At 44.0% G+C, this 21,837-nt stretch carries 25 protein-coding genes and 1 pseudogene; 19 read left to right on the top strand and 7 right to left on the bottom strand.

All coding sequences use genetic code 11. The annotated features are described in order from the left end of the window. From C6H00_RS01650 to C6H00_RS01685, 8 genes are all read left to right on the top strand, one after another. The coding region (locus C6H00_RS01650; protein WP_158655699.1) for a septal ring lytic transglycosylase RlpA family protein at positions 1 to 534 on the top strand (534 nt) is incomplete at its 5' end. Continuing rightward, positions 535 to 1,113 carry a hypothetical protein gene (locus tag C6H00_RS01655; RefSeq protein ID WP_104749314.1) on the top strand — a complete coding sequence of 193 codons (579 nt, stop codon included), beginning with the start codon at positions 535 to 537 and terminating at the stop codon, positions 1,111 to 1,113. Then, positions 1,110 to 1,649, top strand: a complete 540-nt coding sequence (gene lptA, locus C6H00_RS01660; RefSeq protein WP_233704357.1) for a lipopolysaccharide transport periplasmic protein LptA — start codon at positions 1,110 to 1,112, stop codon at positions 1,647 to 1,649. Before C6H00_RS01655 ends, lptA begins: the two co-directional genes overlap by 4 nt. After that, positions 1,636 to 2,256, top strand: coding sequence for a ribosome biogenesis GTP-binding protein YihA/YsxC (yihA, locus tag C6H00_RS01665; protein WP_104749316.1), 621 nt, complete (start codon positions 1,636 to 1,638; stop codon positions 2,254 to 2,256). The genes lptA and yihA overlap by 14 nt, the downstream gene beginning before the upstream one ends. Next, positions 2,240 to 2,701, top strand: a complete 462-nt coding sequence (locus C6H00_RS01670; RefSeq protein WP_104749317.1) for a hypothetical protein — start codon at positions 2,240 to 2,242, stop codon at positions 2,699 to 2,701. The genes yihA and C6H00_RS01670 overlap by 17 nt, the downstream gene beginning before the upstream one ends. Continuing rightward, positions 2,688 to 4,460: a penicillin-binding protein 2 gene (gene mrdA, locus C6H00_RS01675; RefSeq protein WP_104749318.1), complete on the top strand. Its 1,773-nt coding sequence runs from the start codon at positions 2,688 to 2,690 to the stop codon at positions 4,458 to 4,460. Before C6H00_RS01670 ends, mrdA begins: the two co-directional genes overlap by 14 nt. Before the next feature lie 341 nt (positions 4,461 to 4,801). After that, on the top strand, positions 4,802 to 5,866 hold the full coding sequence (locus tag C6H00_RS01680; protein WP_158655700.1) for a radical SAM/SPASM domain-containing protein: 1,065 nt from the start codon (positions 4,802 to 4,804) through the stop codon (positions 5,864 to 5,866). Next, entirely contained in the window at positions 5,850 to 6,698 is an 849-nt protein-coding gene (locus C6H00_RS01685) for a DUF4097 family beta strand repeat-containing protein (protein ID WP_104749320.1), read from the top strand. Before C6H00_RS01680 ends, C6H00_RS01685 begins: the two co-directional genes overlap by 17 nt. 386 nt (positions 6,699 to 7,084) lie before the next feature. Here the strand turns inward: C6H00_RS01685 and serB are convergent, their stop codons facing one another. Further along, positions 7,085 to 7,699, bottom strand: a complete 615-nt coding sequence (gene serB / locus C6H00_RS01690) for a phosphoserine phosphatase SerB (protein ID WP_104749321.1) — start codon at positions 7,697 to 7,699, stop codon at positions 7,085 to 7,087. A gap of 48 nt (positions 7,700 to 7,747) precedes the next feature. Between serB and C6H00_RS01695 the strand changes: the two genes are divergently transcribed. The 5 genes and pseudogenes from C6H00_RS01695 (at position 7,748) to C6H00_RS08710 (ending at position 9,960) form a co-directional block, all read left to right on the top strand. Beyond that, positions 7,748 to 8,209 (top strand): phosphatidylglycerophosphatase A family protein, encoded by a 462-nt coding sequence (locus C6H00_RS01695; RefSeq protein ID WP_104749322.1) that lies wholly within the window; start codon positions 7,748 to 7,750, stop codon positions 8,207 to 8,209. 559 nt (positions 8,210 to 8,768) lie between these two features. Beyond that, positions 8,769 to 8,921 carry a hypothetical protein gene (locus tag C6H00_RS08485; protein WP_158655701.1) on the top strand — a complete coding sequence of 51 codons (153 nt, stop codon included), beginning with the start codon at positions 8,769 to 8,771 and terminating at the stop codon, positions 8,919 to 8,921. Positions 8,922 to 9,188: 267 nt separating this feature from the next. Then, positions 9,189 to 9,314 (top strand): annotated as a pseudogene (locus C6H00_RS09120) (tetratricopeptide repeat protein); the annotation flags it as partial. Between the two features lie 315 nt (positions 9,315 to 9,629). After that, on the top strand, positions 9,630 to 9,824 hold the full coding sequence (locus C6H00_RS09125) for a hypothetical protein (protein ID WP_407645528.1): 195 nt from the start codon (positions 9,630 to 9,632) through the stop codon (positions 9,822 to 9,824). Continuing rightward, entirely contained in the window at positions 9,817 to 9,960 is a 144-nt protein-coding gene (locus C6H00_RS08710; RefSeq protein ID WP_233704358.1) for a hypothetical protein, read from the top strand. Before C6H00_RS09125 ends, C6H00_RS08710 begins: the two co-directional genes overlap by 8 nt. Before the next feature lie 748 nt (positions 9,961 to 10,708). On the opposite strand, the gene C6H00_RS01710 is transcribed toward C6H00_RS08710, so the two are convergent. After that, positions 10,709 to 10,900, bottom strand: coding sequence for a hypothetical protein (locus C6H00_RS01710; RefSeq protein ID WP_158655702.1), 192 nt, complete (start codon positions 10,898 to 10,900; stop codon positions 10,709 to 10,711). 132 nt (positions 10,901 to 11,032) lie between these two features. Beyond that, complete coding sequence (locus tag C6H00_RS01715) at positions 11,033 to 11,572, bottom strand: outer membrane protein (protein ID WP_104749326.1); 540 nt, start codon at positions 11,570 to 11,572, stop codon at positions 11,033 to 11,035. Between the two features lie 249 nt (positions 11,573 to 11,821). On the opposite strand from C6H00_RS01715, the gene C6H00_RS01720 reads away from it, so the two are divergent. From C6H00_RS01720 to C6H00_RS01730, 3 genes are all read left to right on the top strand, one after another. Then, positions 11,822 to 12,052 (top strand): hypothetical protein, encoded by a 231-nt coding sequence (locus tag C6H00_RS01720; protein WP_104749327.1) that lies wholly within the window; start codon positions 11,822 to 11,824, stop codon positions 12,050 to 12,052. 116 nt (positions 12,053 to 12,168) lie between these two features. Continuing rightward, a complete protein-coding gene (locus tag C6H00_RS01725) occupies positions 12,169 to 12,369 on the top strand; it encodes an SEL1-like repeat protein (protein WP_104749328.1) in 201 nt (66 codons plus the stop codon). A 163-nt stretch (positions 12,370 to 12,532) separates the two neighbouring features. Further along, complete coding sequence (locus tag C6H00_RS01730) at positions 12,533 to 13,033, top strand: AbrB/MazE/SpoVT family DNA-binding domain-containing protein (RefSeq protein WP_104749329.1); 501 nt, start codon at positions 12,533 to 12,535, stop codon at positions 13,031 to 13,033. Positions 13,034 to 13,042: 9 nt separating this feature from the next. Here the strand turns inward: C6H00_RS01730 and C6H00_RS01735 are convergent, their stop codons facing one another. The 4 genes from C6H00_RS01735 to gltS are packed head-to-tail and all read right to left on the bottom strand — an operon-like array spanning position 13,043 to position 18,356. Next, positions 13,043 to 15,415, bottom strand: coding sequence for a heavy metal translocating P-type ATPase (locus C6H00_RS01735; protein WP_104749330.1), 2,373 nt, complete (start codon positions 15,413 to 15,415; stop codon positions 13,043 to 13,045). Next, on the bottom strand, positions 15,408 to 16,118 hold the full coding sequence (locus C6H00_RS01740) for a tRNA1(Val) (adenine(37)-N6)-methyltransferase (RefSeq protein ID WP_199769145.1): 711 nt from the start codon (positions 16,116 to 16,118) through the stop codon (positions 15,408 to 15,410). Before C6H00_RS01740 ends, C6H00_RS01735 begins: the two co-directional genes overlap by 8 nt. After that, the gene (locus C6H00_RS01745) at positions 16,088 to 17,119 is read right to left on the bottom strand and encodes a bifunctional diaminohydroxyphosphoribosylaminopyrimidine deaminase/5-amino-6-(5-phosphoribosylamino)uracil reductase RibD (protein ID WP_104749331.1); all 1,032 of its coding nucleotides are present in this window, start codon (positions 17,117 to 17,119) and stop codon (positions 16,088 to 16,090) included. The genes C6H00_RS01740 and C6H00_RS01745 overlap by 31 nt, the downstream gene beginning before the upstream one ends. Positions 17,120 to 17,126: 7 nt before the next feature. Next, positions 17,127 to 18,356 carry a sodium/glutamate symporter gene (gene gltS / locus C6H00_RS01750; RefSeq protein ID WP_104749332.1) on the bottom strand — a complete coding sequence of 410 codons (1,230 nt, stop codon included), beginning with the start codon at positions 18,354 to 18,356 and terminating at the stop codon, positions 17,127 to 17,129. 81 nt (positions 18,357 to 18,437) lie between these two features. Between gltS and C6H00_RS01755 the strand changes: the two genes are divergently transcribed. The 3 genes from C6H00_RS01755 (at position 18,438) to C6H00_RS01765 (ending at position 21,835) form a co-directional block, all read left to right on the top strand. Further along, positions 18,438 to 19,649, top strand: coding sequence for a saccharopine dehydrogenase family protein (locus C6H00_RS01755; RefSeq protein WP_104749333.1), 1,212 nt, complete (start codon positions 18,438 to 18,440; stop codon positions 19,647 to 19,649). A gap of 54 nt (positions 19,650 to 19,703) precedes the next feature. Next, positions 19,704 to 20,843, top strand: coding sequence for a selenium metabolism membrane protein YedE/FdhT (yedE, locus tag C6H00_RS01760; protein WP_267891973.1), 1,140 nt, complete (start codon positions 19,704 to 19,706; stop codon positions 20,841 to 20,843). A 215-nt stretch (positions 20,844 to 21,058) separates the two neighbouring features. Beyond that, positions 21,059 to 21,835 carry a DMT family transporter gene (locus tag C6H00_RS01765; RefSeq protein WP_233704360.1) on the top strand — a complete coding sequence of 259 codons (777 nt, stop codon included), beginning with the start codon at positions 21,059 to 21,061 and terminating at the stop codon, positions 21,833 to 21,835. Positions 21,836 to 21,837: the final 2 nt, after the last annotated feature.

Genomic DNA, 21,837 nt, shown 5'->3' on the forward strand with positions numbered 1-21,837 from the left:
GCTCCGACTAGAACTCTACCCATGAATACAATTGTCAAGGTTACTAACAAGGATAATAATAAAAGTACCATTGTTCGTATCAATGATCGTGGTCCTTTTGTGGCTAACCGAATCATCGACCTTTCTAATGTAGCTGCCCATGACATTGATATGGTGGGCAAAGGAGTTGCGCCTGTCAAATTGGAAGTGCTGGGTTTTGGGGGAGTGATCTCCAAACAATACCAAAAGACTTTAGAAAAAGCCCCCCAATCTAACGCACTCAAGCAGGAATTTAAAGTCGGCGAAAGTCAAAAAAGTGTTAGCGGGGGAAGTTTTTCTTTGCAAGTGGGTGCATTTAGAAACCAAGAGGGTGCACAAAGGGCTGCAGAAAGTCTGAAAGCCACGCTCAAAAAGCCTTATTACACTCAAGTCGTGCCCGGTAGCAAGGATAACGAATCTATTTATCGCGTTTTTATCAAAGGCTTTCAAAGTGAGGCAGAGGCGAGCGACTTTGCTAAGAGCATGGATAAGCCTAGTATGTTGGTGCGTGAATAAGTGCGTTTGAATGCTTTGTGGAAGTTTTTTATAGGTTTGGGTGTGGCTATGGGAGGCCTTATTGCCCTTTATCTAAAACCTAGACCCTCTGTTACTCTTGATTCTAAGGATTTTGTTAAAATTGAGGTGTGGGGTTTTAAGGCGTTTCAAACCAGTCCTAGCGGAACAGATTTGAGCATTCGTGGGTCTAGGGCGTTGCAGTATGGCGATCACGAGGTGCTCTATGATTTTGTTCTAAGCAAATACGACACAGAGACTAAAATCCAAGAGCACGCTAGAGGAGAAGTGATGGTACATAAACAAAAGCTCTACACTTTCCCCAAAGGGGTACTTTACACCACCAGTAGTGGGCAAAGTTTTTGGAGTCAGCAGGGAGTTTATGATCACAAAAAGCAAACCTTTCAAGGTCAAGGTGCTTTTAGAATGAATGGTCCTGAGGGTAACATTCAAGGTGAAGACATTGCTTATAACCATGTGCAGGGTATTTTGCAAGCCCGTCATGTGCATGCCATCATTGATATGGAGAATGCTAAAAATGCAAAATTCTCCCATTCCAAATTTAAGAGTTTGAAATTTTGAGATGGGTTATACTTGGTTTAGTAGCAGGGTTGCTCTGGGGTGCACCCCTTAAGGAAACCTTAGAGGTAACTGCAGATAAATTCATTGCCAATGAAAAACGGCGCATGACAACTATTGAAGGCAATGTACACATCAAAAAAATGCAAGACACGCTCACTGCTAAAAAAGTGATCATCTACACCAACGCCAAACGCAAACCTATCAAATATGAAGCTATTGGCGCGGTGAAGTTCCATATTGTAACCCAAGATGGCCGTCAAATAGATGGGCATTCCGATCGTCTTGTCTACGATGCAATCAAGCAAGAATACCGCTTATTACAAAACGCCGTGGTGAATGAAGTGGGTAAAATCAATTCGATCAAGGGTGAGGAGATCATTTTGAGTAAAGAACACGGGTATGCTGATGTGCTTGGAGGCAAGAACAGACCGGCTAAGTTTGTTTTTGACATGGACGACATCCAGCAAGAGCAGCAGAAGGAAAAACAAAAAGCGCAAAAAAAGCCTTCACAACAAAAAAAACATGAAACCCATTAAAGTTATAGAAAGTAGTTTTTTAAAATCGGCCTATAATTTGGCGCAGTGCCCCCCAGCGTGCGCGCCAGAGGTGGCGTTTGTGGGGCGTAGCAATGTGGGCAAAAGCACTTTAATGAACACCATCCTAGAGCGCAAAATCGCTAAAAGCTCTGCTACCCCCGGAAAAACCCAAGCGGCAAATTTTTTTCGCACGCAATGGCAAATTTCTTCTACTGAGACGCTAGACTTTATATGTATTGATTTACCCGGTTTTGGATATGCAAAAGTTTCTAAGGAACTCAAGCAACAATGGGCTACATTTTTAAGCGATCTGTTGATCCAACGCAGTTCCATCAAGCTCATCTTGCACCTCATTGATGCTAGACACCCTCATTTATCCCTAGATACAGAAGTGCGTGGTTTTTTAGAAAGTTTCTTACGCCCCGATCAAACTCTTAGGTGTGTCTATACAAAATTTGACAAACTCTCTAAGAATGCCCAACATGCTCTTTACCAACAGCAAAACGCCCCTTTAGTTAGCGCGCAAGGCGCATTAAATTCTAGATTTGGATCTTCTTTTGAAGTACAAAAAACCATCTTAGAGGCCTTGTTTGACACGCGAATCTAGGCTCAAAATCCGCTTTTCGTTTTTATTTTTCTTGGCATGGTTGGGGTTTTATCTCTATAGTAATCTAAGAGACATTTATACATGGCTTCCCCCTATGCTAGGATTTCTCTTCGCGCTTTATCGACATGCGCTTGTCCAAGAAAAGTCTTCCACATACCTTTTAATTTGGGTCTTTACTTGTCTGCTCTGTGTGGAGCTTATTCATACGCAACCTTTGGGGATTCTTATCCTGCTCTTTGTCCTCTATGAAAAACTTGTGGTGCAATATCTTTTACGGGTTTTTCAAGATAATATTTTTGGAGATTTTGTCCATGCCTTTTTGGTTTATCTAATCTATTTTGTGATTTTGAGCTTTTTATACGGCTACTATAGTGATATGTGGGATAATGCACTTCAATATAGCGTCTTAGAATTTTTGCTTTGGAGAATCTATGCAAGGACTTAAGATGCGCTTTGTGCTGGGTCTTTTAGGCTTGGTATGGGCGGTGCTTATCTTGAAAATTTTTATCCTTACCATCAAAACCAATGACTATTTTGAGCAACTCGCCCTACGCAACATGACTAAAAAAGAAATTTTAGTGCCCACGCGCGGGATCATTATGGATCGCAACCATGAATTGCTCGCTATCAACCAATTAGGTTTTAGTATCGCGCTCTCCCCGGGATTAAAAGATCGCGTAGTTGAAGACAAACTTGAAGCCTTAATGCGCTATTTCCCCGACTTAGATAAAGATGACGCACTAGACAATTACCAAAAACAGAATTCTCGTTACAACCATAATGCGATTCCCATCTTAGATTTTGTACCCTATGCGGCGATGCAAACTCTCTATGCCAAACTCTTGCAAATCCCAGAGATTAGTATCAACGCAGCTAATAAACGCCACTATCCTAACAATGCCTTAGCTTCCCATGTCATTGGCTACTTGGGAGCAGCCGATGTGAAAGACATTAATGCCAATCCCACCAGCCAGTACACCCACACCATTGGTAAAACGGGGTTAGAAAAGGAATATAACGATCTCTTGCAAGGAGAACTAGGTTATAAGCTCGTGAGTGTGAACGCGCTCAATCAAGAACTTGAAGTGCTTGAGAATAAAGAACCCAAGACCAATAACGACCTTATATTGAGTTTAGACAAACGCCTCCAGCTCAAAGCTGATACCCTGTTTGCAGATAAAAGAGGAGCGATCATCGTGATGGATGTGCACAGCGGAGAAATTTTAGCTGCAGGCAGTTATCCAGAATATAATCTCAATCATTTTATAGGTGGAATTAGCGTTTCAGAATGGAAGAATCTTCAAGATGATCCAGGGAATCCTTTATTAAACCGCCTAATCAATGGGCTTTACCCTCCCGGTTCTGTAGTAAAAATGGGTACTGGACTAAGTTTTTTAGAAAACTTGCCTATGAATGAAAATACTTCTATTGCTACCCCGGGCTACATTGAAGTGGGCAAACGCAAGTTTAGAGATTGGAAAGCTGGTGGGCATGGGGAAAGTAATTTATATAAAGCTATCAAAGAATCTGTAGATGTATATTTTTACAAATACGCCCTTGATTTGCCCATTGAAAAACTTGCCAAAACCTTTGGACAAATGGGTTTTGGTCAAAAAAGTGGGGTAGATTTGCCTAATGAATTTGTGGGTATCTTGCCCGATCCTAGTTGGAAGATGAAACGCTTTGGAAGTGTCTGGAATGTGGGCGACACGCTTATTACAGCCATCGGACAGGGGTCTTTTTTAACCACGCCCCTACAAGTCGCCAACTACACCGCTTTAATTGCTTCAGGCAAACTTCCTACCCCTCATTTTTATCGCAATGGGAGTTTTAAATCTAAAGATGTGCTAGATTCTTTTCAAAAATCTAAGTTGCCCGTATTGCGCAAAGGCATGTATGAAGCGTGTAGCCAGCAGGGGGGCACGGCTTATAAAAGCACGCGAGGGGTGAAGGTGAGTTTGGCGTGCAAGACAGGCACAGCGCAGGTAGTCGCCATCGATCAAAACACCATGACGCGTATCAAAGAAAGCGAAATGGAATACGCGCAACGATCGCATGCATGGATCACTGCCTTTTTACCCTATAAAAATCCCCAATACGCTATCACGATCCTAGTCGAACATGGCGAAGGTGGGAGCAAAAACGGCCCCCTGCTTAAAGAAATGGCTAATGCGTTAGTGGATTTGGGGTATATCAAACCTTAAGTTTGCCATTAAGATTTTTGAGTAAAAATACGATGTGTTTGACCACTAAGCGTTAAGGATTTTAAGATGACCTGCCACCAACTGCTCAAGCAAGTGAGTGTCTTAGATAATCGGGGGGGGGGGGGGGACTCTACCTTTATAATTGGTTTAATGACATTGGCGTTGCCATTGAGCCAAGATACATTGCAGGGCTAATCAAGCATCAAATTGCCTTTACTGAAGACTTCCCCGCCCAACACCTCGAGTTTTTAACCCAAAATGCCTTTTTAGTCGATGACAAGTTTTTAGAGGGGTTTTACCAAAAAGAATTTGACAAGCAGATTCAAAAAGAACAAAATGAATTGCATTTAATCTTGCTCCCAGCCGGGGATGCGTGCAATTTCCGCTGTGTCTATTGCTATGAAAACCACGAGGACACCGCTAGATTTAAACAGCTCCATAGCGATAAAATCTTTGATCTTATTGAGCGTAACCGCGATAAGAGTATTCGAATCGAATACTTTGGGGGCGAACCGCTTTTAAACCTCAAATGGATTTTAGGCTTCCAAGAGAGAATCTCCCACATCCCACACACCGCCTCCATGACCACTAATGGCTATCTTTTGAGTCAAGAGAACATGCAAGCGTTGGTGCAACGCAATGTCAAGGCTTTTCAGATCACCATAGACGGGCTTAAAGAGCAGCATGACAAAATGCGCCCCAAGTGTGGCGGGAGCGGGAGTTATGATCAGATCATGGGCAATATCAAGGCCATTAGCACCCTTAAAGAGCACTTTCGCATTATGCTTAGGTGCAATTTTAACCAGCACAGCTCTAACCCCGAGCAAAGAGCGCAATTCTTTAAAAATCTTGATTTTATCAAGGGGGATTACCGCTTTGCCTTGCTTTTTAGACCCATTGGGCTGTATTCTGAGGGCAATAACACCACTACACAAGAGCGCATTGAGGCGTGCCACAGCGGCGCACCAGATATGCAAGCCCTTTGGGAACAAGAGGCGCAAGAACAAGGCTTTTTACTCGGGGATTTAGGCATGTTCACCCAAATTGCCGGATCGGTGTGCTACGCCTCTAAATCCTCAAACTTAACAATCAATCCCAAATTAGAGGTGCTTAAATGCACCATCGCGCTCAACCAAGAGCATAATAAATTTGGCAATTTGCAAGAAGGATTAAAACTAGAGGCGCATAAGCTAGAGGCGTGGGAGGAGCACATCCAGTTTGACCCGGCTTGTAAGGATTGTTTCTTTTTCTTCCAGTGCATGGGGCGATCTTGCGTGCTCAAAAATTATCTAAGCAAATCCAAAAAATGCCCCATTGTCCCCAAAAACGCCCCCTTTTTGGTGGCAAAAATCCGCAAACAAAAGGAAATCTTAAGAAAGGCAGTGCGCGATGGAAAAAATATTTGAGTTTAAGGCGAGTGATTTAGAAATCAAGTTTGGTTTAAAAATGGAGATTGAAGTTTTGCCCACCGATAAAAAGGACGCTTTCGTGGTGTTTAAAAGCGACGCTAGCGATTCGGATTTGCTAATCGAGCACAGCGATCACAGGCTCTACATCACCACCCCAGAGGATGAGGAATTAGTCGAAGAGATTAAGGGAATCCGCAGTATTGGGGATGCTTTTGCGCTTTTAATGAAAAAGGGCCTGCAAGGGGATTGCAAGATTAGCGGGTGGGCTAAAATTTATCTACCTGCTAATCACATTGCCCTTTACTTGTCTGCCAACAACGCTAAGGTGGCGGTGAATGCACCTATGGAACGATTGGAGTTAAAGCTCAATAATGGCAGTGTCAGCGTAAAAAGTGCGATCAAAAACTTTAAAGCAGATACGAACTCAGTAGATTTGTTATTGTGCGCACCTTCAGAGATTTGCCAAATCAAGGCAAATGATGCCACGATTGAGCTACAAGAGAGCGTACGCACACTAGATATTAAAATTAATAATGGGAATATCCAATTGGAAAAATCCACACAAGATATAGAAACTTGTCGCATTAAGGCGAACAACACCCAAGTTAGTGCCAAAGCTTATATTCAAGAACTAGATTTAGACATGAATAATGGGGGTGTAAAACTCATTGCCCATGAACATGTCAAATTGTGGGATATACAATCCAATGGAGCGAATATCACCCTTAAAAAGAATGGGATTGGCGTTGCTCTTGAAGATTCTAGAGGATCTATTGGATCGGGCAGAGTGCGCTTTAAAACAAGTGGCTCTGTGAATGTGCTTGACTAAATTGATCTTAAGACAATGAAAACGATGCAAGCTAATGAGAGTTTTGCGGATTTATGGGTTGTGGTGGAACTCATTTGCAATGCGGACATCGGTTGCAAATGAGTATCTATGAATTATTTATCTAATCTTAAAGAAAGGAGAAAACATGCAAATTGATGAGAGTACAGATAGTCTTTGGCTAGAGTATGGGGCTGCTCCAAATACGATTTGTCGTTGCAGTGGCATAGCTTGTAATTAGTGGAATCTCAACAGAAAGGAAAAGCATGCAAATTGATTTTAGTTTAAAAAGTTTTGGGCTAGAGTATAGTGGTGACTTAGGTTGTGGTTCTAATATCCCATGCTGGAGCAAATAAAGCTTATTTGTCTAGTTTTCTGAACAACAACCTTTAGGCGTATCTTAAAATTTCCCTCAAATCCAGCGAGTGCGTGGCGATGTCTGCGTGCTCTTTGGTGATCTCTTTGGCATTAAAGGCGATGCTCACATCGGCTAATTTAAACATGCTAATATCATTAGCCCCATCGCCTATGGCTAGGGTGTGTTTGGGTTTTAGCAAGCTTTGCAAACTGGCCAACATTTCCGCTTTAGAGTCAGAGCGCATCATAGGGCCACTCACCTCCCCACTTAAACGGCCGTCGCTCACATGTAAGGTATTACTAAAATCCGCATCTAGCCCTAGCTTGTCTTTAAAATACCCAGTTGCCCACTTAAACCCCCCGCTAAGGCACACAACCTTATAGCCCAAAGCGTGCAAACCCTGCACCACTTCTTTAGCCCCCTGATGCAAGGGCAAACTCTCACACGCCTTTTTAGCTACATCAATATCCATGCCTTTAAGTAGAGCTACACGGCTAATCAAACTTGTATAAAAATCCGCCTTACCCTCCATCGCCTGCGTGGTTACAGATTTTATTTGTTCCCCCACTCCATAAACCTCACCTAAAACCTCCAAAGTCTCCGCATCCACAAGCGTAGAATCAAAATCAAACACCGCTAATTTCATGCCATTCCTTAAAATCTTTATTCTAACCAATTTTGTTATAATACGCGCATGGATGTACGCGAATGCTTTTTAACTCTCTTTTATTCTGGTAGATTTCCCAAGGGGCCGGGCACGACTGGGAGTGTGGTCGCCTTGTTTCTAGGCTTGCCCATTTTGTATCTCTCGGCCAACACCTTGTTTTTATGCGCTATTTTGATCGGATTGGTGGCCATTAGGCAGATTGATATTTACGAGAAACAAACCCAAACCCATGACGCTAAACACATTGTGATTGATGAATTGGTGGGGATGTGGATGGCAATGGCGATCGCAGGTCTTAGCTGGCTGGGCGTGATCGCTAGTTTTGTGTTTTTCCGCCTCTTTGATATTTATAAACCCTCTTTAATTGGCAAGATTGATCGCGATGTCAAGGGGGGGCTAGGTGTGGTGGGTGATGACGCGCTAGCGGGCTTATGTGGAGGCTTTTGCGCATTGCTTTTAGTTCGCTTAGTGGCATACATCAACCTTTAAAGATTAGACATAATTAGCAAAAGCAGCTACATTGCGTCTGATTCGCAAAGTTGTGTAGCCGATTGAAAAACGCACCCCCACCTCAAAGCCTTGATGTAAACCAGTATTGGCACGAAAAAAATTTTATAATCCCGAATAGTTAGAATATTCAAACCCGCCATCTGCTTATGTGTCATTACCCTCTGCACTCAAGGGAGCTAAACAAAAAAACTGAAACGAAACACAGATTATCGCGTGGGTTTGGACTATGTTCAAGAGTTTCTACAAAATTGCGATGCCCTGGAAAAAGCAGAGTATTCGGACAAAAAATTGCTAAAGATTGTTGGCACTCTCGGCAGATGTGCTCAGCCAAGGGACTAAAGAATTTATCTAAAACGCCGCTACGATCAACGAGTGGATTAATTACGCCAATGCGAAAGAATTAAGATGGATTATGCCAAAAATATAGGGATTTAGTGGCCACTTATTATACAGGCCAAGGCTTAATGTTAAAAGATATGATAAGAGCAAAGATAATTATAAAACACCCCAAAGCTAAAATGCCTTATAAAGAGCAAAAATGTTAGTGTTGCTTAAAAGGCATGTGTTGTCGATTGCCTTAGTATCTGCAATTCTTTGTGGTTGTCAAGAAAAAAAGAATGATGCAAGTGTAAATGAATATTACAAAAAAGCAGAAGATGCTTATATCTATGGAAATTATCAGAAGCCTTAAAAGACTATAAAAAGGTTGGAGAAATTGGGATTGCCCTAGCATATAGTAATCTAGACTTAATGCATAAAAATGGGGAGGGGGCCCTAAGGATGATATTAAAACGATTTAATATCTTAAAAAAGCGAAAGAAATGGGATGTGCAGCAACCTATAGAGATTTAGGACTTATGTACTATGGGGGTCGTGGTGTTGAAAAAACTATAGTGAAGCTTTAAGATATTTTAACAAAGCGGACAAACTAGGGGATACAAACTCTTCCTATAACTTAGGAGTAGTGTATGAAAATGGAGAAGGCGTAGGGCAGAACAAAGAAACTGCACGGCATTATTTCAAAAAAGCTTGTGATTTGGGATTGCAAAAAGGTTGTAACAATCTTGTACGCCTAGCTTCATAAATCTTTCTCTTACAATCATAACTTTGATATTCAGAAAAAGAATTTGATCCTTTTGGAGGCATTTTGGTAAGCATGGAGGGGATTTTTCAACATGGCAGGAGTAAAACATGTTTGGTTGAACATACTTAGGCTTTCAAAGCTATTAGTTGTAGTGAGATTTGATGCCGTATTTTTCAATTCCCCCGAGCTTTTTAATAACCTGTATTGATTTTTTTGTGGCTATGGAAGTGTGTCGCTTAGTTTTTATCTGCTGGGTTTAAGATTTTAAAGGCTTTTGAGCTTGAGGATACGCTTTAAACGCGTAGTTATACCGACATTGTTTGTCACATAAAGCCACAATGGTTTGTCATGGAAAATGTCGAACCCATCAGAAAAACCCCTATTTTGGACGCTTACATCCATCAATTCAAACAAGCTGAGTATGGCTTAACTTCTACAATCTCAATTAGATGTGGTTTATTGACAAGTGCCACAATCTCGCGCGCACTTTTTTATTGGTTACTTGAATGAAGGATATAATGTCGTGTTGCATATATTGAAACAAAGACTCGCCAAACGCCCCATGTTTGTTAGAGATTGTTTTGGAGACACGCTAGGCATACAACATTCTACAGACACCCTAAAAGTTATCAAAGACGCGCTTTAGCATTATGAACTTAGCCCTACAATACAGGGTGTGAGCAGATTTATCCCTAAAAGATTATCAACTCAAAGCTTACGATCCCAGCGGTGTAATTTACATGCTTTGAGTCTCTTAAGCACACTAGCAAGAAGTTACTTACAAACATTCCCTGAAACTTTGTTTTTTAGGTCAATAAAACTTAAGGATGCCTCAATGAGTATGAGCGCAAACCACCCCATATTCGTCCAATGCCTTAAAATCCAATCCCTCCCAAATTCTTCACCTGTAGCAAAGACACTAGCTGCAATAATGATACTCACTACACTAACAAAAATATCTCCCATCATCTATCAGATTACCTCCATCCATTGCCCTAATTTTTTAGCGTCGCGATGAATGCGATGCAAGCAAGAGCAAGACGGGCATCCAAGGGAATAGAACATAAAACCTAGAGCATGGGGGGATCGACAATCTCAGGGATTGACACAATATCGCAAAGTCGGTTGTGTCTTTGATTTCTTTTCCACCCAAGCAAAATAAAAAGGAATGAGTACCGCCATTAAGAGAGTGTAGGCTAGTACCACCCAAACTTGGTAATATAAAATAGTCCTACAACATTCTCTTTTTGCCACGCCATGTCCGCCATGTTAATGGTGTTGCTATCTTTGAGGCCATGATCTAGGGCGCTTAAAAGAGCACACACCGCGGTGATAGGGCGTTGAGCGCAAACAACACCGAATAATGCAAGCTAGTAGCAAGAATAAAAGACCTGTTAACTAGGAATAATAATCTTCAACCTCATGTCCACGATAAAAGTCCCGCTCAAGACAAGATATTGGTTAGATTTTAAAATAATAGCGATGCAAGAAAAGGCGTTTAAGAGTACTTGGGCAAAGTTGTGTACAGACGGAGTTTTGGGAATGGAGGCATTGGTGAGATAAAAACCCAAGATCAGTAAAACCAACCCGGCATATAAAAACACACAAATTGGATGGTGCTGTTTGAAGATGTCATAGAAACTCCCCCACGGCTAGCAAGGTCGCGCTAACCACCAAAGTGGCCAACACTCTAATCCTTAATAAGTTTAAAATTTCTATTAAAAACGCCACACATAGTTAGCATAGATGGCTACCGCGCGGCGCAAACCATTGTAAGCAGGGATGATAGGGATGAGCATCCCCACCTCTACGCCATGGTGATAGAGAAAATTAGCCCGAACCCCCACATTGATAGGCAATTGGAAGTTAGACACAGACCCATGTGGGAACACCCAGCTACTCCCAAGTAACATGAGCCCGCCATAAACCCCCACGACATATTTTTTAGTGCCATAGAAGTCATAGAGCGCGTCTGCCCCCACGCCATAGCTAAAATTACTCAGACCACTCCCCCCACTCACGCTAAAATTTCCATAATAGCGCGCTCCAAAAGTCTTTCTTTTGTTAAAGAATTGTTGATAACCCCCGCGGATATCTATCCCTCCGATGTTGCCACTTCCATTCCATTGAGTGGTAAAATACGCATACTGCACACCCCCACTAATATAAAATCCATTTCTTTCTGCTTGCAAAGATGAGCTAGCTAAGCTTAACGCACCTATCAAGCCCACTACGGATAAACCTCTTTTTAAAGACATGAAAATAATCCTTCTAAAGTAATTATAGGATTTGATTCTAGATTAAACGGCCTAAAAGAGGCTTTAATTTCATAGGAAACTATTGTGGGATAGTAAGAGGCTCAGATGTATCGAGTTGACTCTCTCTTGCTAGAATGCTAAAACCGGTGTGGGTTATATAAACGCTGGATTTTTGCAGAAAATGGAGGTTGGTATGAGCGCTTATGAAAGCTTTGAAGAGGCGATGAACGAGGCGAACAAGTTTCTATTTTGGCCTACGATGCCCATCAGAATGGTAACCACGAGGTAGCCTCAGAGCACCTAAAAGCGGGTGAGTTGTATTTTCAGATCGCTAGGGAGGCTCAACGCCATGAGAAGTACGAAATGGTCCTAGAATGTTACCAAGAAGCGTGCAACGCGGGAGTGCCTGCTGCTTTCTATAGCATAGGCATCATGTATAAAGATGGCGATGGTGTGCCTCAAGATATTTCTATGGTATAGCACCAGACCACAAAAAGGCAGAAATATATCTTCGACACGAAAAAAATAAGGAAAATTCATACCAAATAGCCAAACGCGCTCGTGAAAATGGCGATTATGCTAAAGCACTAGAGTATTTGCACGAGGCGATTCAACAAGAAGATGCCCAAAGTGCAGAAGCTTACTACACATTGGGGCAGATGTATTATAGTGGACAGGGCGTACTAAAAGATGAGATTAAGTTTAGGCAGTGCCTAGAAAAATCAGCCTCTATGGGATATGCAAAGATTTTTGTTGAGTTGGGTTTTAAAGAGGTGGTTTATTTTAAAATTATTTAAGAGAGAATATGCCACAATCCACAATCCACAATCCACAATCCACAATCCACAATCCACAATCCACAATCCACAATCCACAATCCACAATCCACAATCCACAATCCACAATCTTAAGGATTGGCATTAGTGAGTGGATGAAGTAAAACATATCAAAGGAGTTTTCATGGCAAAAATTACAAACCTAGAAGAGTATGCTAAACCCGGAAGCGTTTTGTATTGCAAGATTGGTTTTTTGTCTTTGGCGGAACATTCGGGTATCTACATAGGGGATAATCTCATTGTCGAGATCACCAATAGAGATGGCAAGGCGTGGATCAGAAAAGCCCACCCCCGCCACTTTTTAACGCGTCTAGAGGATGAAAGAAATGGTAATCTCAAAGAGGGCGGGAAAATTTATATCACCTGCGACAAAGATGGGAACGCACTTGGTTCAGAACAAGTCGCCCAAAGAGCTGAAACAGCTCATCGAAGCGCAAAGAGTAAGGCAAAGGGCAAAGAATACGCGTGGTTTCCCGTAGATGATTCCGAGTTGAATTGCCACAAATTCAGCGCAGGATGCTTACTGGGCAATTTCAAAAATGATTGTGGGAGCTTTTATAAACTTGAGGAAGCCATCGGCAAGACTTACGGCACGTTTAAATGGACTTATGTAGAGATCGGCTAACCCTGAACTTTAACCCCGCAGCCTAAAACTATTCCCCACCACCAAAAGCGAGCTTAGGCTCATACTCAAGGCGGCTAGGGGGGGGTTGATAAGCCCACATACTGCGCAGGGGATGAGCAGAGCGTTGTAAAGCGCGCTGATGAGGAGATTTTGGCGCACGCGTCTATGGGCTTGCTTGGCGATTTTAAAGGTGTTGCGCACACTTTTAAAGGAAGTGTTGAGCAAAATCACATCGCTATGCAACAAACTTAGATCATGCCCCTCATACATGCACAAAGACACCTGACTTTGAGCCAAAGCGGGCGCGTCATTCATCCCATCACCCACCATGCCCACTACTTCCCCACGCGCTAATGCCCTTTGAATGTGTTCTAATTTCTGCTCCGGGTTTAGGGGGGCGTGGCAGGCAACCCTTAAGTTTTGGGCGATGTGTTGCACATGTGGGCTAGAATCCCCGCTTAAAATTTCTATTTCTAGCCCCATTTCTTGCAGGGCGCGCACACTCTGCAGGCTATCGGGTTTTAGCGGCGCGTGTAGGCTAAAAAGAGCTTTTAACTCCCCATCCACACTATAGACAAAATGGCTTTCTAAAGATTGTCCCACAACATCTACTCCCTGCGCGCGCAAATACTCTACACTTCCCCCAAGCAAAACATGCCCATCAACTACTCCCCTCAAGCCCCCCACCTCTTGGCTCAGAGATTCTAGGGGTGTGCTTTGGACATTGTAGCGTTCTTGCAACCACGCACTCACCCCTCTAGAAATAGGGTGGGGGTTGTGTAATACCAAGCTTAAGAGCCAAGAGGGGTTAAAATCCCCGTATGTTTGATACTCTTGCACTTGGAGTGCTGGCGTGGTGAGCGTGCCAGTCTTATCCAAAAAGAGCCTTTGTACTTTGGCCAAAGTTTCTAGACTAGCGGCTTGTTTGCACAAAATCCCCTGCTTTAACGCCCGATTGCTTGCTAGCACAAGGGCAATAGGCGTGGCCAAAGCAAAAGCGCAGGGGCAGGCGATGATGAGCACGCTCACACTAATGACTAGTGCGCGCTCCCACACCCCGCCTATAAACCCCCAGCCTAGCAAGCTAGCTAGAGTGATGAGCAACACCCCTTGAGTAAAGCGGTGGGCAAGTTTGTCTGCTTGGAGTTGGATTTGGGGCTTTTGGGTAAAACTCTTTTGGATTAAGCGCACCATTTGGCTTAAAAAGGACTGCTTAAAGGGGGTGTTCACGCGGTAAATAAAACTCGCCCCCACATTGCTATAGCCTGAGAGCACGCTCTGCCCGGCGTGCAAGTCTAAGGGGGTGATCTCTCCATTGACAATTTGGCTATTTACCTGCGCGTGCGCGCTCTCTAGCTCCCCATCTAAGGCCACACACTCCCCACTTAACACTTCAATGCGATCCCCTATTTGCACCTCAGAGGGAGAGATTAAAACGCGCTCCCCCCCGCGTAAAAGCAAGACCTGAGAGGGCAGCGCGCCCTGCAGACCATCTAGCATGGCGTTGGCGCGCAAAGTAGCCTTGAGTTCTAAGAATTTTGAGATGAAAACTAAGGTGATGATCATGCTCACTGATTCAAAATAGGGCTCTTGGGCATGGAAAGTGGCGTAAATGGAGTAAATATAGGTGGTGAGCGCGCCCAAACTCACACTCAAATCCATGCCAAAAAAGCCATTTTTGAGCCCATAAAACGCGCCCTTTAAAAACGCTGCCCCCGTGATAAAGAGGGTCAAACTGCTTAAAATCCACGAGGCGATATTGAGCTTGAAGCTCATGCTCGTATCCATTCCCGAAAAATAGCCCGCATAATTGGCAATAGCAATCCACATCACATTCATGGTAGAGAAAATACCCACCACGAGGGCGACATAGTGGCGATAATGCGCTCTCTTGCCCCCGCTCTCAATTTTGGGATCAAAGACGCGCGCATGATACCCGATCGCCTCAATGGTGTTTAACACCTTTGAGAGGGGGATTTTCTGAGGCTCAAAGTCAATATAAGCTCTGTGTGTGGTGTAGTTGACTTGCACCTTATTAATCCCCTCTTGTTTTAAAAGCACATGTTCGATCAACCACACACAGGCCGCACAATGGATATTTTCTAAAATGAGTGCTACCTCTAGGCCCTCTTTAGTGGACGTGGTAAAGTCTGCTAAGAATTGAGGGGTGTCGTAGTGGGTAGAGATGGGGTTTTGGGCTTGTATGGGCTGGAGGGTTTTATTTCCTAATTTGTCATAGAAATTTTCTAACTCTAGGGAATGCAGTAAAAAATACACGCTCTCACAGCCTGCACAGCAAAAATAGAGGTCTTGCTTGGGGGCTTTTTTGAGGGCGTGGGGGGGGTAGAGTAATTGGCAATGCGCGCAGGGGATTTTATCCAAGTTGTGCCTTAATGCTGTAGGTTTGAGCGTGGGCGTAAATGCGCGCCACCTCAGGGGTTACATCGCGCTGATCTTTGGAATTGTGCGTGATTAAGGGGGCTTGTACTTCTAGCAGACTCTTAGAGCTCTTGCGCGCACAGCAGAGCACTAAAGTCGCCTTTTTGTGTGCAAAAGGGTGCACAAAGCGCACACATACAGGGTTAAGTTTGGCATTTTGCAGGGCAAAAAGTAGACTATCTGCTAAGTTGGCATGGTAGCAGAGAATAAAATAGCCTTGGGGTTTTAAAAGGCGGTAGACTTTAGCACACAACGCGCTTAAAGGTAAAAAGCTTTGGTTAGTGGCGCGCGCGATCTGGGGGTTAGGACTTTGGGGGCTGTTGAGGTGATAGTAGGGGGGGTTAGAAATAATGCAGTGATAAGTATCTAAGTTGGCATGTAGAAAATCTGCGCAGATCACGCGCACATGGGGGGCGTGCGCGCTGTTTTTTTGGGCAAAAAAGGCCAATTCAGGATTGACTTCGATCAAATCTAGGGGGTTAGCAAACTCTCTAGCACACAGCAATCCCACCACCCCACAGCCTGCGCCCACATCTAAGAGTTTGGCGCGTTTTTTGATAAAAGGGCGGGCAAAATGGGCTAAAAAGAGGCTGTCGCTATTGTAGGCATACCCCCCTAAAGGTTGGTAGAGCCGCAAGAGTGCCATGTGAGCAGGTCGTGATCTAAAATCTGGGCGTGGTGGGGGGTGAAATGCGCTTGGGCGTGGTGGGGGATGGGTTGGTGGGGTTCTAGGGAGGTGTTGGTATGGGTTAAGAGCATATTAATATGATCTTGCAAGCTAGAGAGCAGATGCCAACCCCCCTCAATGATATTAAAGCCGGTATGCAGGGGCAAATCCTGCACGCGGGTATAGAGTCGGACTTCACGCCCAGCCACGCCAAAGAGGGGCAAAGTGCGATCGATTATAGGGTTACGGCTTAAAATGGCGACATCACAAAGTCTATCTTGATAGAGTGGGTCAGCAAAGCGGTGATCCAGCAAGGGGCGATCGGTGCGCGCGCTCTGTCCAGAGATAATAAGGGTACTAGCAACCCCGCGTTGGTTATGGGTAAAATTAAGGCTTTTAGTCCCGGAAATCTTGCCTTGATAGTTGCCATCTAGTCTTGTGGCGATTTTAAAGAGATTAAACACCCCTTTGTTAGATAGACATCTAAAGGGGTAGAGTAAGTGATAACATGCGGGCAAATCCAGCACAATCACTTCAATACCGGCATCTTGTAGGCGTTTTAAGCCCCCTTGAGCTGGAGGATGTTGCTCTAGTGCGCCAATGACCACGCGTTTAGGCTTAAGCGCACACAACAGAGCTGCACAGGGAGGGGTTTTGCCAAAATGATTACAAGGCTCTAGGGTTACTAGAAGGGTGCACTCTTTAAAGAGATCGTTATGATTTTGGGCTAAAAAGTTGTAATTAGCTTGCTTGTCTAGGGGGTCGATGTCTTTAGGGAAGGGGGTGGGACTAAGCGCATCAAACGCCTCTCTTAGGGCGCGCACTTCGGCATGGGGGGTATGGGCTTTGGTGTGGGTCTGCAGGCTTAAGAGGCGATAATTTTGATCTAGCACCATGCACGCCACGCTAGGGTTGGGCAAAGCCAAAGTTTGCACCTCCCAAGCTTGATTAAGGCAAGATTGCATTAAGAGTTCAAACATGGCGCGCCTAAGAGAAGAAGGGCAGAGCTAAGAAGCTTTTGATCACCACAGCGTTAATAATGTCTACAAAAAACGCTCCTACTAAAGGCACAACTAGAAAAGCGACATGGCTATGCCCGTAGTGGGTGGTGATGGTTTGCATGTTCACCATTGCTGTAGGGGTTGCGCCCAAACCAAAACCACAATGCCCCGCGCTCAAAACCGCCGCATCGTAGTTTTTACCACAGACTCTAAAGGTTACAAAAATGCTATAAAGAATCATCACCACTACCTGCGCGCTCAAAATGATGATGATGGGCAGAGCCAAATGGGCGAGTTTGATGAGATCAATGCTCATTAAAGCATAGGCCAAAAAGAGATTAAGGCTTACATTCCCAATCACGCTCACTTCCCGATCAAAGACTTTATGGATTTTAAAATAAGAAAGTAGATTGCGCAAGATCACCCCCACAAACAAGCACCATACAAAGGTGGGTAGAGTAACTCCGCCCACCTTGACCTGTGCCATTTTAGAGATGAGCGTACCTACCAAGAGGGCGATACTCACTAGAGCTAGACTTTCTACAAAACTGCTGGCCGTGATCAAGCGTTCTTTTCTGGGGGTTTCAAATACACTGGGGGGTTCTTGCTCCATGCGTTCCTTATCTTTTTGGCTGGGTTCTAATTTGTATTTTTTAATGAGATAGCGCGCCACAGGCCCGCCAATGATTCCTCCGCTCACCAGCCCAAAGGTTGCGCAAGTAATAGACACCTCTAGGCTTTCAGCAAAGTCATAAGGGGGTTTGATAAAGACATCTGACCACGCTGCGCTAGTACCATGCCCTCCAATTAAAGAAATTGAGCCCCCCAAGAGCCCCATCAAGGGATTAGCCCCAATCAGGCTTGCAATGCCCACCCCTACGGCGTTTTGCACCACCACAAACACCCCTACCACTGCCACAAAAATGCCCAACATTTTGCCCCCTCTCTTCAAGGAAGCGAAATCCGCGCTCAGACCTATGGTGATAAAGAAAGTCAACATGAGAGGGGTTTTCAACCCCGAATCAAGCACTAATTTAAAGTCGTAAAATTTGTGTGCAATGAGAATCGTCAGTGCCACTAGCACTCCCCCCACTACTGGCTCAGGGATGTCATAATCGCGCAAAAGCTTAATTTTGGAGATGATCCAACGGCCTAACAATAGCACTCCCACCATGCATACTAAAGTCCCATAAATATCAAGAGTGATCGTCTGCATCGCTAACCCCGTTTAATTTAATTTAAGCGTTAAAATATTTAGCTTATAATAGCATAAACGCGTTATGATAAAAGGGAAGAGATGTCTGTTGTCTTGCAAATTGGAGCCGGGGGAGTTGGTGGCGTGGTAGCCCATAAGCTGTGCCAAAACCGCCAAGTTTTTAGCCAAGTGGTGTTGGCTAGCCGCACGCTTTCTAAATGCCAGCAAATCGCCAAAGAGGTCAAGGCGAGAGGTTTGGGCGAGGTGGTTTGTGAGCAGGTGGATGCTAACAGCGTGCAGGAAGTCATCGCTCTTATTGAAAAATACCGCCCCAAAGTGGTGATCAATGTCGCTCTGCCCTATCAAGATTTAGTCATCATGCAGGCGTGTCTACAAACTAAGACTAATTACCTAGACACTGCCAATTACGAACATCCCGATGTCGCTAAATTCGAATACAAAGAACAATGGGCCTTTGATAAGGCCTACAAAGAAGCCCAGATTTTTGGTTTGCTAGGAAGCGGTTTTGATCCCGGGGTTACCAATGTCTTTTGTGCCTACGCCCAAAAACACCATTTTGATGAGATTTACAATATTGACATTTTAGATTGCAATGCAGGCAACCACCCCTACCCCTTTGCGACCAATTTTAATCCTGAGATCAATCTAAGAGAAGTGAGCGCACCGGGGCGTTACTATGAAAATGGTGCATGGGTGGAAACCAAGCCTTTAGAAATCAAGCAAACATGGGCGTATCCTGGCATTGGCGAGCGCGACTCTTATTTGCTCTACCATGAGGAGCTAGAATCCCTAGTGAGGCACATTAAAGGCTTAAAGCGAATCCGCTTTTTTATGACCTTTTCAGAGAATTACCTCAATCACATGCGCTGTTTGGCCAATGTGGGTATGCTCAATATCGATCCGGTGGAAGTGCCTACCGCACAGGGAGGTAGCGCACAAATCGTGCCCATTCAGGTATTAAAGCAACTCTTGCCCGATCCTGCTAGTCTTGCAGGCAAGACGACAGGTAAAACTAATATTGGGTGCTACATTCATGGCAGTCAGAACAAACAGGAAAAAAAGCTCTATATTTACAATGTGTGCGATCATCAAAAATGCTATGATGAAGTGGGCGCACAAGCCATTAGCTACACCACCGGTGTACCCGCTGTGGTAGGGGCGATGATGATTTGTACGGGCATTTGGGGGGGAGAAAACTCTAAGGGAGTGTTTAACTTAGAGCAACTCGATCCCGATCCTTTCTTAGAAGAACTTGCCAAACAAGGTTTAAGTTACGAAGTGATCGTGCGTTAAATCTTTGCCCTAAGCTTCCGTGCGAAGCTCACACTAACATAGGGGATTTTTGGAGTGGCCTTTTTACACCTGTGCTTTGTAAAGCGATGGTCTTACTGGTGGGCTATCATGGCCTTAAGCATCGCTTCAGCTTATTATTTTGGTTTACTGGGCACTTATTGGGCGGTTACAGGGGAATTTACCCGTTGGAGCGGACACATTTTGCATGCCTTAGGTGTGGACACCCATAACTTAGGTTATTTCAAGATCATTGGATTGCATGGCACGCCCCTAGATCGCATTGATGGCATGATGCTTTTGGGAATGTTTGGGGGAGCTTTTTGCGCGGCCGCTTGGGCGGGTCAGATCAGATTTAGCGGATTTTACAGCTATAAACAGGCGAGCAGAGCTCTTTTGGGTGGGGTGTTAGCAGGCTTTGGAGCTAGGCTTGGCATGGGTTGCAATTTGGCCAGCTTTTTAACCGGAATTCCGCAATTTAGCCTACACGCGTGGTTTTTTACTTTGGCGACCTTGCTAGGCATTTATGGGGGCGTGAAGTTTATCGAGTGCTCAGTCTGCCAGCTTGAGCATGCAGGGCGCGCTTTGTCCAAAGGACTATCTAGGTTTTTAGGTGTACTGGTTTTTATTTTAGTGGGGGCTTGGATGATTTATGAGGGCACTAACACAAGGGTTAAACTGGCCTGCGCTTTGGGTTTTGGCTGGGTCTTTGGGATCATCATTTCAAGAGCACAAATTTGCTTCACCAGTGCGTTTAGAGATTTGTTTCTTGAGGGCAAAAGTGGAATAGCATGCGCGTTGGTGGTAGGCATGATGGTTTCTAGCATCGGAGTGTTTAGCTATATCCATTTGGGCGTGTCGCCTAAAATTATGTGGACTTCTCCGGGGATTTTTGTAGGCGGATTGCTCTTTGGCGTGGGGATTGTGATAGCTGGGGGATGTGAATGTGGTTGGATATATAAGGCAATGCAGGGACAAATGTATTTTATGTTGGTGGGTGTGGGCAATATTTTAGGCGCAGGCTTACTTGCCCTGCTTTGGGATCATTTTGCCCCATGGATTACGGATTATCCAAAAGTGAATTTGCTAACTTGGCTGGGCACGCTTAAGGGTTTGAGTCTGCATTTTGTACTGCTCTTGGGATTGTTATGGATCATTGTTGAGATTAGCAGAGCTAAAAAATCTTCTCTCAAATAAAAAGTTTTACAGAATTTTTAGAACTGATAGAAGCAGACAAGACCACTTGGCTGTTAGAATGATTGATTGAATGAAGGAATGTTACATGAATGTCAAATTAGGGCTATTTTATATGCCTTTAAGTGCCTTTAACTTGGGAGTCATGGGAGCACTCATTAAAATAATGAGCAATTATTATTCACCCCCTAGAAAATATCTTTTATCGTTCTTTTTTCATGCTCTTGTTTCTAACACTACTTTACTACGCTAAACCCTTTAGTTTTAAAGCGCATAAAAAAGGAGGAACTTTTTTATTATATTGGCGTATGGTAATTGGGTCAATTAGCATGATCTTGATGTGTTATAACATCTATACCATGTCTTTGAGCACTGCCACCGCCTTTAATCAAAGTGCGCCCCTCTATTCGATTACGATCGCCTTTTTTATTTTTAAAGAACCCATAAGCCCGCGCTTACTATTGGCAGGTTTATTAGGAGTGATGGGCGTGATACTGGTTACTAATCCATATACTGGCACTCTTTCATGGTGGCAGATTGTCTGTGGCATACTCAATGGTTTATTGGTAGCCATAGCTTACACCAGTTTAAACCGCCTGAAAGAATATTATGATGAAGGCTTTGTGGTTTTTGTTTTTAGTTTGTGCCTAAGTGTTTTGGGTTTTATAGGATTATTTATACATCTGCCTCCCTTTGCCTCAGGTTACTATCCCTTACGCTTTAGTGGGAGCTGGTGGCAGTGGGATATGTGGGTTTTCATGGGAATTGGACTTACAGGTATGTTGGGGCAGTTTTTCCTCACCAAAGCTTATATGAGTGCTCCAGCAGGGATCATCTCTCCGATAAATTACACCCGTTTAATTTGGAGTAGCGTCTTTGGAATGATGTTAGGAGATCCGTGGCTAGACATTTGGCAAGGAGTTGGCATAGGACTCATTGTCTTCTCAGGAGTGCTTATTACGACTCAAATGGGTAAAAAGACGCGCAAACTATAGCA

This window comes from Helicobacter cynogastricus, assembly GCF_900197855.1.
GTDB classification, from domain to species: Bacteria; Campylobacterota; Campylobacteria; order Campylobacterales; family Helicobacteraceae; genus Helicobacter; species Helicobacter cynogastricus.